Raw genomic sequence first — 13,727 nt, forward strand, 5'->3', positions numbered from 1 at the left:
GCGGCGATGACCGAACACAATATCCGCAACTTCTCGATCAATTTCGGGCCGCAACACCCGGCGGCGCACGGCGTGCTGCGCCTCGTGCTCGAACTCGACGGCGAGGTGGTCGAGCGCGTCGATCCGCATATCGGACTCCTGCATCGGGGTACCGAGAAGCTGATCGAGCACAAGACCTACCTCCAGGCGACGCCCTATTTCGACCGGCTCGACTACGTCGCGCCGATGAATCAGGAGCATGCCTTCTGCCTCGCGATCGAGCGCCTCGCGGGCATCGAGGTGCCGCGCCGGGCCCAGCTCATCCGCACCCTGTTCTGCGAGATCGGGCGGCTGCTCTCCCACCTCCTCAACGTCACCACGCAGGCGATGGACGTCGGCGCGCTGACGCCGCCCCTGTGGGGCTTCGAGGAGCGCGAGAAGCTGATGATCTTCTACGAGCGCGCATCGGGCGCTCGGCTCCACGCCAACTATTTCCGCCCCGGCGGCGTCCACCAGGACCTGCCGCCCGCGCTGATCGACGACATCGACGCGTTCTGCGATCCGTTCCTGAAGGTGGTCGACGACCTCGACAACCTCGTCATGGCCAACCGCATCTTCAAGCAGCGCAACGTCGACATCGGGATCGTCTCGGTGGACGAGGCCATGGCCTGGGGCTTCTCCGGCGTGATGGTGCGCGGCTCGGGCATCCCGTGGGATCTGCGCAAGTCGCAGCCCTACGAACTCTACGAGGAGATGGAGTTCGACATCCCCGTGGGGAAGAACGGCGACACCTACGACCGTCAGGTGATCCGCATGGAAGAGATGCGGGAATCCGTGAAGATCATGCGGCAATGCGTGGCCAAGCTGCGCGAGCCCGCCGGCCAAGGCCCGATCGCCTCGATCGACGGCAAGTTCGCGCCGCCGCCGCGCCGGGAGATGAAGCGCTCGATGGAAGCGCTCATCCACCACTTCAAGCTCTACACCGAGGGCTTCCACGTGCCCGAGGGCGAGGTCTACGCCGCGGTCGAAGCGCCCAAGGGCGAGTTCGGCGTCTACCTCGTCTCCGACGGCACCAACAAACCCTACCGCTGCAAGATCCGCGCTCCGGGCTTCGCCCATCTTCAAGCGATGGATTGGATGTGCCGCGGCCACCTGCTCGCCGACGTGTCCTGCGTGCTCGGCACGCTCGACATCGTGTTCGGCGAAGTGGACCGCTGAGGAGACGGGTCGAACGTCATGGCCAACCGCAGGCTAGCCCCCGCCGCCGAGCAGCCCCAGGACTTCGCGTTCACGTCCGAGAACGCTGACTGGGCTCGCGGCCAGATCGCGAAATATCCGGAGGGCCGGCAGGCCTCGGCCGTCATCCCGCTGCTGTGGAAGGCACAGGAGCAGAATGGAGGCTGGCTGCCTCGAGCCGCGATCGAGGCGGTCGCCGACGAACTCGGCATGCCGCATATCCGCGTGCTGGAGGTCGCGACCTTCTACACGATGTTCGCTCTGGAGCCGGTCGGCCGGTTCTGGATCCAGCTCTGCGGCACCGTGCCCTGCGATTGCTGCGGAGCAAAGGAACTGAAGGCGGCGCTCCACGAGCGCCTCGGCCCCGCCGGACACGTCTCGGCGGACGGCAACTTCTCCTGGCTCGAAGTGGAATGCCTTGGCGCCTGCTGCAACGCGCCGATGGTCCAGATCAATCAAGACTACTACGAGGACCTCAACCCTGAGAGCCTCAACAAGCTCATGGACGATCTTGCCGCCGGCCGCCCCGTGAAGGTCGGTTCGCAGATCGGCCGGGTCTCCTCGGAGCCAAAGGATGCGGTCAACACCCTGACCGACGAGAGCCTGTTCGACGGCTCCCGCGTCGGCGCGTGGCGCAAGCGCTTCGAGCAGACCGAGGGCGCCGCCGAGGAAGGCGTGAAGAAGGACGAGGCCGCCTCGACCGAAGCCCGCGTCAAGAACGAGACCAAGCCTGCCCATCCCTCCTCCGGGCGCGCCAACGAGACGAACGCCGTCGATGCGCCCGCCGAGCGGGCGAGCGCCGGCGAAGTGCCTGTGAAGGCCGAGGATCGGGACGACGCGCGCGACGCGAAGGCGCCGCCCGCCCAAGATCCGGCCGTCGAGGAAGACGAGATCCTGCGCACGGAGCCGCCGCAGCATCCAGCAACCGTCGGTGCTGGCGACGACGTGCCCGAGGGCGAGAACCCGGAGGCTCGCGCCGATGCTGCGGGCACACGGCCGAAAGGGCTCGACGCCCCCCGCGACGACCGTCCGGACGACCTGACCAAGATCAAGGGCGTCGGCCCGATCAACCAGCGCCGTCTCAACGATCTCGGCATCTGGCACTACGATCAGGTCGCCGCGTGGTCGCCGCCGGAGGTCGCCTGGGTGAGCGCTTACCTCGCCTTCCCGGGCCGGATCGACCGGGAGAACTGGGTCGGACAGGCGTCCGACCTCGCCGGCAGCAGGGGCTGAGGAGCGGATCATGCTCGCCGATCAGGATCGCATCTTCACCAATCTCTACGGCCTGCACTCGCCGGGGCTCGACGCCGCGAAGAAGCGCGGCGCGTGGGACGGCACCAAATTCCTGCTCGACATGGGCCGGGACTGGATCATCGACGAGATGAAGGGCTCCGGCCTGCGCGGCCGCGGCGGCGCCGGCTTCCCGACCGGCCTCAAATGGTCGTTCATGCCCAAGAAGTCCGACGGGCGCCCGCACTACCTCGTCGTCAACGCCGACGAATCGGAGCCGGGCACCTGCAAGGACCGGGAGATCATGCGGCACGATCCGCATCTCCTGATCGAGGGCTGCATGCTGGCGTCCTTCGCCATGGGCGCGCATGCCTGCTACATCTACATCCGCGGCGAGTACGTAGCGGAGAAGTTCGCGCTCCAGCGCGCGGTGGACGAGGCTTACGAGGCGCGCCTCGTCGGTCCCTCGAACGTCCACGACTACCCGTTCGACATCTACGTCCACCACGGCGCCGGTGCTTACATCTGCGGCGAGGAGACGGCGCTCATCGAGAGCCTCGAAGGCAAGAAGGGGATGCCGCGGCTGAAGCCGCCATTCCCGGCCAATATGGGTCTCTATGGCTGCCCCACGACCGTCAACAACGTCGAGTCGATCGCGGTGGCCGGCACGATCCTGCGCCGCGGCGGCGCGTGGTTCGCGGGGCTGGGCGGCAAGAACAACACCGGCACCAAGCTGTTCTGCGTGTCGGGTCACGTCAACAAGCCCTGCAACGTCGAGGAAGAGCTCGGCATCACCTTCCGCGAGCTGATCGACAAGCATTGCGGCGGCATGCGCGGCGGCTGGGACAACCTGCTCTGCTCGATCCCCGGCGGCTCCTCGGTGCCGCTGGTGCCGGCCGAGCAGATCATCGACGCCAAGATGGACTTCGACACCCTGCGCAACCTCGGCTCGGGCCTGGGCACCGCGGCGGTGATCGTGCTCGACAAATCGACTGACATCGTCGGCGCGATCGCCCGCATCTCGTACTTCTACAAGCACGAGAGCTGCGGCCAGTGCACGCCCTGCCGCGAGGGCACCGGCTGGATGTGGCGCGTGCTCACCCGCATGGCCGCCGGCCGCGCGCAGAAGCGCGAAATCGACATGCTCCTGGAAGTCACCAAGCAGGTCGAGGGCCACACGATCTGCGCGCTGGGCGATGCCGCGGCATGGCCGATCCAGGGCCTGATCCGGCACTTCCGGCCCGAGATCGAGAAGCGGATCGACCAGTACAGCGCCAACCCGCACATGGATGCGGTGCCGATGGCGGCGGAGTGAGTGCCGCCCCGATGCTCACCTTCGAGATGACCCGATGACCAAAATCCTCATCGACGGCACCGAGGTCGATGTTCCGGCCGACTACACCTTGCTGCAGGCCTGCGAGATCGCGGGCGCGGAGATCCCGCGCTTCTGCTTTCACGAGCGGCTGTCGATCGCCGGCAATTGCCGCATGTGCCTCGTCGAGCTGAAGGGCGCGCCCAAACCCGTGGCGTCGTGCGCCTACGCGGTGAAGGATTGCCGGCCGGGACCGAACGGCGAGCCGCCGGAGGTTCTCACCCGCTCGGGCACGACGAAGAAGGCGCGTGAGGGGGTGATGGAGTTCCTCCTCATCAACCACCCGCTTGATTGCCCGATCTGCGACCAGGGCGGCCATTGCGACCTGCAGGACCAGGCGATGGCCTACGGCGTCGACTCGACCCGCTACAGCGAGAACAAGCGGGCGGTCGAGGAAAAGTACATCGGCCCACTGGTGCGCACGGCGATGAACCGCTGCATCCACTGCACCCGATGCGTCCGCTTCCTCGCGGAAGTGGCCGGCGTGCCGGATCTCGGCGCCATCGGCCGCGGCGAGGACATGGAAATCACGAGCTACCTCGAAGAGGCGATGGGCTCGGAGCTTCAGGGCAACGTCGCCGATCTCTGCCCCGTTGGCGCGCTGGTGCACAAGCCGCAGAGCTACAACGTGCGCCCGTGGGAGCTGCACAAGACCGAGTCCGTCGACGTGATGGATGCGGTCGGCTCGGCGATCCGCATCGACGCCCGCGGCCGCGAGGTGATGCAGATCGAGCCGCGCATCAGCGAGGAGATCAACGAGGAGTGGATCTCCGACAAGACCCGTCACGTGGTCGATGGCCTGCGCCTCCAGCGCCTCGACCGCCCGTTCCTTCGTGAGAACGGCCGCCTGCGCCCCGCCTCCTGGGGGGAAGCGTTCTCGGCGATCGCCGCCAAGGTGAAGGGAGCCAATCCCAAACGCGTCGGCGCGCTCGTCGGCGATCTCGCGGGCGCGGAGGAGATCTTCGCGCTCAAGGCGCTGATGGGCTCGCTCGGCGTCACCAACCTCGACGCCCGCCAGACCGGCGAGGCGATCGATCCCGCCTGGGGCCGGGCCGCCTATACGCTCGGTGCGACCATCCCCGGCATCGAGCAGGCGGACGCGATCCTCATCGTCGGCGCCAACCCGCGCACCGAGGCGTCGCTGCTCAACGTGCGCATCCGCAAGCGCTGGCGCATGGCCCCGGTCTCGATCGGGCTGATCCTCGACGAGCAGCCGGACCTGACCTACCCCTACACCTATCTCGGCGCCGGCACCGACACGCTCGGCTCCATCGCCAAAGGCGAGCACAGCTTCCTCGACGTTCTGAAGAAGGCCGAGCGTCCGCTCGTCATCGTCGGCGAGGGCGGCCTCGGTTCGCTCGCCGCCGCCGCGGCGCTGGCCAAGGATGTCGGTGCGGTGACCGACGGCTGGAACGGCTTCGGCGTGCTCAATACGGCGGCCGCCCGCGTCGGGGCCCTCGATCTCGGCTTCGTGCCGGGGGAGGGGGGGCTGTCCTTCTCGCAGATGATCGAGCCGGGTGCCCTCGACGTCGTGTTCAACCTCTGCGCCGACGAGCGCGTCATCGGGCCGGGCGCCTTCGTGATCTACCAGGGTACCCACGGCGATGCGGGCGCGAGCCGCGCCGACGTGATCCTGCCGGGCGCCGCCTACACCGAGAAGAGCGCGACCTACGTCAACCTCGAAGGCCGGGTGCAGATGGCCAACCGCGCCGGCTTCCCGCCGGGCGATGCCCGCGAGGATTGGGCGATCCTGCGCGCGCTCTCGGACGTGCTCGGCAAGCGCCTGCCCTACGATTCGCTCGTCGCGCTCCGCAAGGCGATGTACGCGGCCCATCCGCATCTCGCGGCGGTCGGGCAGGTCGAGACCGCCGACGCGGCGGCCACGCTCGATCGGCTTGCCGCGGTTCCGGCCGCGACGGAGAAGGCCACCTTCTCCTCGCCGGTCGCCGACTTCTACCTCACCAACCCGATCGCCCGCGCCTCGCGGGTGCTCGCCGAGTGTTCCGGCCTCGCCCGAGGCCGAGCCCTCGAAGCGGCCGAATAGGGGACGCTAACCGATGACCTTCTGGGAAGTGCTCGGCACCGTCCTGCTGATCGCGCTGAAGAGCTTCGTGCTCCTCGCCGCGCTCCTCGTCTTCATCGCCTACGCGCTGCTGGCCGACCGCAAGATCTGGGCGGCGGTGCAGTTGCGCCGCGGCCCGAACGTGGTCGGGCCCTGGGGCCTGTTCCAGTCCTTCGCCGACCTGCTGAAGTTCGTGCTGAAGGAGCCGGTGATCCCGGCGGGCGCCAATAAGGCGATCTTCCTGCTGGCGCCGCTGGTCTTCGCGATGCTGGCGCTGGCGTCCTGGGCGGTGATCCCGCTCGCCGACGGCTGGGCGATCGCCGACATCAATGTCGGCATCACCTACATCTTCGCGATCTCCTCGCTCGGCGTCTACGGCGTCATCATGGGCGGCTGGGCCTCGAACTCGAAATACGCCTTCCTCGGCGCGCTTCGCTCGGCGGCGCAGATGATCTCCTACGAGGTCTCGCTCGGCTTCGTCATCATCTGCGTGCTGCTGTGCGCCGGCTCGCTCAACCTCTCGCGCATCGTCATGGCGCAGGACACCGCGCTCGGCCTGTTCGGCTGGTATTGGCTCTGGCTGTTCCCGATGTTCGGCGTGTTCTTCGTCTCGGCCCTGGCCGAGACCAACCGCCCGCCCTTCGACCTGCCGGAGGCCGAGTCGGAGCTCGTGGCGGGCTACATGGTCGAGTATTCCTCGACGCCGTACCTGCTGTTCATGCTCGGCGAGTACGTGGCGATCATGACCATGTGCGCGCTCGGCACGGTCCTCTTCCTCGGCGGCTGGCTCTCGCCGATCCCGTTCGTGCCCTTCACCTGGGTGCCCGGCGTGATCTGGTTCGCGCTGAAAGCGAGCTTCCTGTTCTTCATGATCGCCATGGTGAAGGCCATGGTGCCCCGCTACCGCTACGACCAGCTCATGCGGCTCGGCTGGAAGGTCTTCCTTCCGCTCTCGCTGATCTCGGTCATCGTCGTCGCCTTCGTCCTCAAGCTCACCGGCCTCGCGCCGGGCGCCTGAACCCAACGGAATTGGAGATCGCGCCGTGAAGCTCGATCAGGTCGCCAGAAGCCTTCTCCTGAAGGAGTTCGTATCGGGGTTCTTCCTCGCCATGAAATACTTCTTCAAGCCGAAGGCTACGATCAACTACCCCTTCGAGATGGGCCATCGCGGGCCGCGGTTCCGCGGTGAGCACGCCCTGCGCCGTTACCCCAACGGCGAGGAGCGCTGCATTGCCTGCAAGCTTTGCGAGGCGATCTGCCCGGCTCAGGCCATCACCATCGAGGCGGGGCCCCGCCGCAACGATGGCACGCGGCGCACGACGCGCTACGACATCGACATGGTGAAGTGCATCTATTGCGGCATGTGCCAGGAGGCCTGCCCGGTCGATGCCATCGTCGAGGGTCCGAATTTCGAGTTCTCGGTCGAGACCCGCGAGGAGCTGCTCTACGACAAGCAGAAGCTGCTTGAGAACGGCGATCGCTGGGAACGCGAGATCGCCCGCAACATCGCGGTCGATGCGCCGTACCGCTAGTTCGGCCGCCGGCATCGGTTGTGCGTCGCACAGCCCAGTTCTATAGAGCATCGTCCCGAACGGCGGCTTCCGGCCTTCGGAAAAAGACGATGCGGAAACAGGAACCTAGCGCCTCGCTGTCGATGCGCTAGACCGGCCGCCGAATGCGGCCGAGGGTCCACCGAGGCAGAAGGGAGCCGCTCGCTTGGGCGGCCGATGCTGAAAATCGCATGACCGCAGCCGCCGCCTTCTTCTATCTCTTCGCGGGCTTCGCCGTGGCCTCGGGCTTCATGGTGATCGCTGCCAGGAACCCCGTCACCTCGGTGCTGTTCCTGATCCTCGCCTTCGTGAACGCCGCCGGGCTGTTCGTGCTGATGGGCGCCGAGTTCCTGGCGATGATCCTCGTCGTCGTCTATGTCGGCGCCGTCGCGGTGCTGTTCCTCTTCGTCGTGATGATGCTCGACGTGGACTTCGCCGCCCTCCGCCAGGGCTTCCAGCGCTACCTGCCCATCGGCGGCCTGATCGGCGCGATCTTCCTGATCGAACTCGTGCTGGTCGTCGGTACCTGGACCATCGATCCGGGCCTCGTGCAGGCGCCGCTGGGACGTGCTGCCCACGGCGAGACCGCCACCAACACCGAGGCGCTCGGCCGGGTGCTCTACACGGACTATGTCTACGCCTTCCAAATCGCCGGCCTGATCCTGCTGGTGGCGATGATCGGCGCCATCGTGCTGACCCTGCGTGAGCGCACCGGCGTCAAGCGTCAGAACATCGCCGTGCAGAACGCCCGCACGCAGGGCATGGCGGTCGATACCATCAAGGTGCCCTCGCGGCAGGGCGTGGAGGTCTGAGGCCGATGATCGGATTGAGCCACTACCTGACGGTTGCCGCGATCCTGTTCACGCTCGGCGTGCTCGGCATCTTCATCAACCGCAAGAACGTCATCGTCATCCTGATGTCGGTCGAGCTGATCCTGCTCGCCGTGAACATCAACCTCGTCGCCTTCTCGACCCACCTCAACGACATCACCGGACAGGTCTTCGCCCTGTTCGTGCTGACGGTCGCCGCGGCCGAGGCTGCGATCGGTCTGGCGATCCTGGTGGTGTTCTTCCGCAACCGCGGCTCCATCGCCGTCGAGGACGTGAGCATGATGAAGGGCTGACGCCGCCTCCCTGAAGAGAGCCCCGTCCCCTTCGTCCGCCTGCTGCGAGGCACGACCGACCCATGTATCACGCGATCGTCTTCTTCCCGCTCATCGGCGCCCTGATCGCCGGCCTGTTCGGCCGGTTCATCGGCGCGCGGATGAGCGAGCTCGTGACGACGGGCTGCCTCGCCTTCGCGGCGCTGCTCTCCTGGGGCGCGTTCTTCCTCGTCACCAGTGACGGCCGCGCCGAGACCGTGCCCGTCGCCCAGTGGTTCACCGCCGGCGACCTCACCGTCGATTGGGCCTTCAAGGTCGACACGCTGACCGCGGTGATGCTGGTGGTCGTGACCTCGGTCTCGACCCTCGTGCACCTCTACTCCATCGGCTACATGCACGAGGATCCGCACAGGCCGCGCTTCTTCGCCTACCTGTCGCTGTTCACCTTCGCCATGCTGATGCTGGTGACCGCCGACAACCTCGTGCAGATGTTCTTCGGCTGGGAGGGCGTCGGCCTCGCCTCCTACCTGCTGATCGGCTTCTGGTACGAGAAGCCCTCGGCGAATGCCGCGGCGATGAAGGCCTTCATCGTCAACCGCGTCGGCGATTTCGGCTTCTCGCTCGGCATCTTCCTCGTCTTCGTCCTGACGGGCTCCGTCGGCTTCGACGCGATCTTCGCCAAGGCCCCGGAGCTGAAGGACGCGACCTTCCACTTCCTCGGCCACGACTGGCACGCCCTGACGCTCGCCTGCCTGCTCCTGTTCATGGGTGCCATGGGCAAGTCGGCGCAGTTCCTGCTGCACACCTGGCTCCCCGACGCGATGGAGGGTCCGACCCCGGTCTCGGCGCTCATCCACGCCGCCACCATGGTCACCGCCGGCGTGTTCATGGTCGCGCGCCTGTCGCCGCTGTTCGAGCTGGCCCCGACCGCGCTCACCGTCGTCACCGTCATCGGTGGCATCACCGCCTTCTTCGCGGCGACCGTCGGCCTCGTGCAGAACGACATCAAGCGGGTCATCGCCTACTCGACCTGCTCGCAGCTCGGCTACATGTTCGTCGGCCTCGGCGTCGGCGCCTACGCCACCGGCGTGTTTCACCTCTTCACCCACGCCTTCTTCAAGGCGCTGCTGTTCCTCGGCGCCGGCTCGGTCATCCACGCGATGCACCACGAGCAGGACATGCGGAACATGGGGGGGCTACGCCGCTACATCCCCTTCACCACGGCGATGATGACGATCGGCACGATCGCGCTGATCGGCTTCCCCTTCACCTCGGGCTACTACTCCAAGGACGCGATCATCGAGGCGGCCTACATGTCGGACCGTCCCGGCCACGTGCTGGCGTTCCTCGCCACCGTGATCGCCGCGCTGATGACCTCGTTCTACTCCTGGCGCCTGTTCTTCCTCACCTTCGAGGGACCGCAGCGCTGGGTCGCGCACGGCGCCCACGGCCACGACGACCATGCCCATCAGGCGGACGGCGCGCTGGGGCACCACGAGGGCGTCGCCCACGACGACCACGGCCACGATGTCGAGCCGGCCTCGCACAGCGCGGTCGAGCACCACGACCACGCGCCTCATAAGCCGCACGAGAGCCCGCTCGTGATGACGATCCCGCTCGCGATCCTGGCCTTCGGCGCGCTGTTCGCCGGCCTGATCTTCAAGGAGCGCTTCATCGGGCACGACATGGACAAGTTCTGGGGCAACGCGCTCCCACACGGGTCCGGCAACGACATCATGCACAAGATCCACGATGCGCCGGGCTGGGTCGCCGCCTCGCCCTTCGTGATGCTGGTCGCGGGCTTCCTCTTGGCCTTCTGGATGTACCTGCGCCGGCCTGATCTTCCGCATCGCCTCGCAGAGTCGCAGCCGATCCTGTACCGCTTCCTGCTCAACAAGTGGTACTTCGACGAGATCTACGACCGGATCTTCGTCCGGCCGGCCAAGAACTTCGGCCTGTTCCTCTGGAAGGAGGGTGACGGGCGCGTCATCGACGGCCTCGGCCCCGACGGCATCTCGGCCCGGGTGGTGGACATCACCCGCGGCGTGGTCCGCCTCCAGACCGGCTACGTCTACCACTACGCCTTCGTGATGCTCGTCGGGGTTGCCGGCCTGATCACGTGGTACCTCGTCTCCGGCGTGCCTGGGGGGACCCACTGATGCTCGGCCTCGGCATTCTCTCCGGGCTTCTGATCGTCCCGCTCGCGGGCGCCGCCTTCATCCTGACCCTGGGTGAGGAGACGGCGGCCGTGAAGCGCAACGCCCGCTGGGCGGCGCTGATCACGACGATCGTCACCTTCCTGCTCTCGCTGGCCGCCTGGGCCCGCTACGACATCGCGTCCCCGAGCTTCCAGCTCGTCGAGAGCCATGCGTGGCTTGCCGAGACGATCCGGTTCAAGCTCGGCGTCGACGGCTTCTCGATGCCGCTGATCCTGCTGACCACCTTCCTGATGCCGTTCTGCATCGGGGCGTCGTGGCTTTCGGTCGAAGACCGGGTGAAGGAGTACTTCGTCGCCTTCCTCGTCCTCGAGACGACGATGATCGGCGTGTTCTGCGCCCTCGATCTCGTGCTGTTCTACCTGTTCTTCGAGGCAGGCCTGATCCCGATGTTTCTCATCATCGGCATCTGGGGCGGCAAGCGGCGCATCTACGCCAGCTTCAAGTTCTTCCTCTACACCCTGCTCGGCTCGGTGCTGATGCTGCTCGCCATCATGGCGATGTACTGGGAGGCCGGCACCACCGATATCCCGACGCTGCTGGCGCACCGCTTCCCCGTGCACATGCAGACCTGGCTCTGGCTCGCCTTCTTCGCGTCCTTCGCGGTGAAGATGCCGATGTGGCCGGTCCATACCTGGCTCCCCGACGCCCACGTCGAGGCGCCGACCGCGGGCTCGGTGATCCTGGCGGGCATCTTGCTGAAGATGGGCGGCTACGGCTTCATCCGGATCTCGCTGCCGATGCTGCCGGATGCGTCGGCCGAGTTCGCGCCGCTGGTCTTCGCGCTCTCTGTGATCGCGATCATTTTCACCTCGCTCACCGCGATGATGCAGACCGACATCAAGAAGCTGATCGCCTACTCGTCGGTGGCGCACATGGGCTTTGTCACGCTCGGCCTGTTCACCCTCAACGAGCAGGGCATCCAGGGCGCGCTGTTCCTCATGATCTCGCACGGCATCGTCTCGGGCGCGCTCTTCCTCTGCGTCGGCGTCGTCTACGATCGGATGCACACCCGCGAGATCGCGGCCTATGGCGGCCTCGTGCGGCGGATGCCGCTCTACGCCGCCGCGATGATGGTCTTCACCATGGCCAATGTCGGCCTGCCCGGCACGTCGGGCTTCGTCGGCGAGTTCTTGGCGATGATGGGGGCCTTCAAGGCCAACCCGACGGTCGCCTTCTTCTCGGTCTTCGGCATCATCCTCTCGGCCGGCTACGCCCTGTGGCTCTACGCCCGGGTGATCTACGGGAAGCTCGACAAGCCCAACCTTCAGGGGATCTTGGATCTCGATACCCGCGAAAAGATCATCATTGCGCCGCTCGTCGCACTGACGATCTGGTACGGCGTCCATCCGGCCCCCGTGCTCGACACCTTCGCGCCCTCCACCGAGGCACTGGTGCAGAACATGCGCGGCGCGCTCGCCAACACGCAGACCGCAGAGGCCGCCGCCAAAGCCGCGAAATCCGCCGCTGCGGAGAAGACGGCCGTCCTCGAGTCCCAGAAAACCGTCGAGGCCGCCGCGCGATGACCCCGATCCAGTCCGTCCTGCCGGCGATCACGCCGGTCCTGCCGGAGATCGTCCTGAGCGTCGGCGCTCTGCTGCTCGTGCTCTACGGGGCGTGGCGCGGCGAGCGTTCGTCCGAGGGCGTCAACATCGGCGCGCTGATCCTGCTGATCTTCACCTTCTTCCTCGTCGTTTCGCAGACGGGCAACGTGACGACCCTGAACGGCGCCTTCATCGCCGATCCGTTCGCGCGGATCATGAAGGCGCTGATCCTCATCGGCTCGGCGGCGACCATCCTGCTCTCGCGCGACTACTTCCAGCGCGAGCGCATCGACCGGTTCGAGTACCCGATCCTGATCGTGCTCTGCACCATCGGCATGCTGGTGATGGCCTCGGCCAACGACCTGATCTCGCTCTATCTCGGGCTGGAGCTGCAATCGCTTGCGGCCTACGTCATCGCTGCCTTCCACCGCGACGACGTGAAGTCGACCGAAGCCGGCCTGAAGTACTTCGTGCTCGGCGCGCTCTCCTCCGGCATGCTGCTCTACGGCGCCTCGCTGGTCTACGGCTTCACCGGCACGGTCTCCTTCCCCGGCATCGTCACCGCGCTCGACGGCCCATCCAGCTTCGGCATCGTGCTCGGCATCGTGTTCGTGGCCGCCGGCGTCGCCTTCAAGCTTGCGGCCGTGCCGTTCCACATGTGGACGCCGGACGTCTACGAAGGCTCGCCGACGCCAGTCACCGCCTTCTTCGGCTCCGCGCCGAAGATCGCCGCCATGGCGATGACGGTGCGCGTCTTCATCGGCGCCTTCCCCGACGTCATGGCGGTTTGGCAGCAGATCATCGTGTTCGTCTCGATCGCCTCGATGGCGCTCGGCTCGTTCGCTGCGATCGGCCAGCGCAACATCAAGCGCCTGATGGCCTATTCCTCCATCGGCAATGTCGGCTACGCCCTGATCGGCCTCGCGGCGGGCTCGGAAGAGGGCATCCGCGGCGTGGTGATCTACATGATCATCTATCTCGCGATGACGCTCGGCGCCTTCGCGGTGCTGCTCTCCATGCGCCGCAAGAACCAGATGTTCGAGACCATCGACGATCTCTCGGGCCTTTCGCGCACCCATCCGTGGCTGGCCTTCTGCCTTGCCGCGATGATGTTCTCGCTCGCCGGCATCCCGCCGCTCGCCGGGTTCTTCGCCAAGTTCTATGTCTTCGCCGCCGCCATCAAGGCGGGTCTGGTGACGCTCGCGGTCGTCGGCGTGGTGACCTCGGTCGTCGGTGCGTTCTACTACCTGCGCCTCGTCAAGGTGATGTACTTCGACGAGGCCAAGGCCCCCTACGAGCGGATCCCGCCGGGCTCGGCCATCGTGCTCGGCGTGTCGAGCGCGGTCGTGGTTCTGTTCTTCCTCATCCCAGCCCCGCTGGTCTCGGCGGCCGGCGACGCTGCCAAGTCGCTGTTCTGAGGTCGCTGTTCTGAGGCG

At 66.7% G+C, this 13,727-nt stretch carries 11 protein-coding genes; all 11 read left to right on the plus strand.

Translation table 11 applies throughout. From position 1 onward, the window contains the following. Nucleotides 1–6: 6 nt before the first annotated feature. The 11 genes from J2W78_RS23010 to nuoN all read left to right on the plus strand — a co-directional run bounded on the left by J2W78_RS23010 (nucleotide 7) and on the right by nuoN (nucleotide 13,709). Complete coding sequence (locus J2W78_RS23010; protein ID WP_253373879.1) at nucleotides 7–1,197, plus strand: NADH-quinone oxidoreductase subunit D; 1,191 nt, start codon at nucleotides 7–9, stop codon at nucleotides 1,195–1,197. Nucleotides 1,198–1,215: 18 nt separating this feature from the next. After that, nucleotides 1,216–2,448 (plus strand): NADH-quinone oxidoreductase subunit NuoE, encoded by a 1,233-nt coding sequence (gene nuoE / locus J2W78_RS23015; protein WP_253373880.1) that lies wholly within the window; start codon nucleotides 1,216–1,218, stop codon nucleotides 2,446–2,448. 10 nt (nucleotides 2,449–2,458) lie between these two features. Further along, the gene (gene nuoF, locus J2W78_RS23020; protein WP_060768783.1) at nucleotides 2,459–3,760 is read left to right on the plus strand and encodes an NADH-quinone oxidoreductase subunit NuoF; all 1,302 of its coding nucleotides are present in this window, start codon (nucleotides 2,459–2,461) and stop codon (nucleotides 3,758–3,760) included. Between the two features lie 34 nt (nucleotides 3,761–3,794). Then, nucleotides 3,795–5,861, plus strand: coding sequence for an NADH-quinone oxidoreductase subunit NuoG (gene nuoG, locus J2W78_RS23025; protein ID WP_253373881.1), 2,067 nt, complete (start codon nucleotides 3,795–3,797; stop codon nucleotides 5,859–5,861). 13 nt (nucleotides 5,862–5,874) lie between these two features. Then, the gene (gene nuoH, locus J2W78_RS23030) at nucleotides 5,875–6,897 is read left to right on the plus strand and encodes an NADH-quinone oxidoreductase subunit NuoH (RefSeq protein ID WP_253373882.1); all 1,023 of its coding nucleotides are present in this window, start codon (nucleotides 5,875–5,877) and stop codon (nucleotides 6,895–6,897) included. 25 nt (nucleotides 6,898–6,922) lie between these two features. Then, nucleotides 6,923–7,411, plus strand: coding sequence for an NADH-quinone oxidoreductase subunit NuoI (gene nuoI, locus J2W78_RS23035; protein WP_056205043.1), 489 nt, complete (start codon nucleotides 6,923–6,925; stop codon nucleotides 7,409–7,411). 209 nt (nucleotides 7,412–7,620) lie between these two features. Then, on the plus strand, nucleotides 7,621–8,241 hold the full coding sequence (locus J2W78_RS23040) for an NADH-quinone oxidoreductase subunit J (protein WP_003598184.1): 621 nt from the start codon (nucleotides 7,621–7,623) through the stop codon (nucleotides 8,239–8,241). A 5-nt stretch (nucleotides 8,242–8,246) separates the two neighbouring features. Further along, nucleotides 8,247–8,552, plus strand: coding sequence for an NADH-quinone oxidoreductase subunit NuoK (gene nuoK, locus J2W78_RS23045; RefSeq protein ID WP_003598182.1), 306 nt, complete (start codon nucleotides 8,247–8,249; stop codon nucleotides 8,550–8,552). Nucleotides 8,553–8,614: 62 nt separating this feature from the next. Next, entirely contained in the window at nucleotides 8,615–10,690 is a 2,076-nt protein-coding gene (nuoL, locus tag J2W78_RS23050) for an NADH-quinone oxidoreductase subunit L (protein ID WP_253373883.1), read from the plus strand. Continuing rightward, nucleotides 10,690–12,273 (plus strand): NADH-quinone oxidoreductase subunit M, encoded by a 1,584-nt coding sequence (locus tag J2W78_RS23055; RefSeq protein WP_253373884.1) that lies wholly within the window; start codon nucleotides 10,690–10,692, stop codon nucleotides 12,271–12,273. Before nuoL ends, J2W78_RS23055 begins: the two co-directional genes overlap by 1 nt. Next, the gene (gene nuoN, locus J2W78_RS23060; RefSeq protein ID WP_253373885.1) at nucleotides 12,270–13,709 is read left to right on the plus strand and encodes an NADH-quinone oxidoreductase subunit NuoN; all 1,440 of its coding nucleotides are present in this window, start codon (nucleotides 12,270–12,272) and stop codon (nucleotides 13,707–13,709) included. Before J2W78_RS23055 ends, nuoN begins: the two co-directional genes overlap by 4 nt. Nucleotides 13,710–13,727 lie beyond the last annotated feature (18 nt).

Origin of the sequence: Methylorubrum extorquens (assembly GCF_024169925.1) — a bacterium.
Taxonomy (GTDB): domain Bacteria; phylum Pseudomonadota; class Alphaproteobacteria; order Rhizobiales; family Beijerinckiaceae; genus Methylobacterium; species Methylobacterium extorquens_A.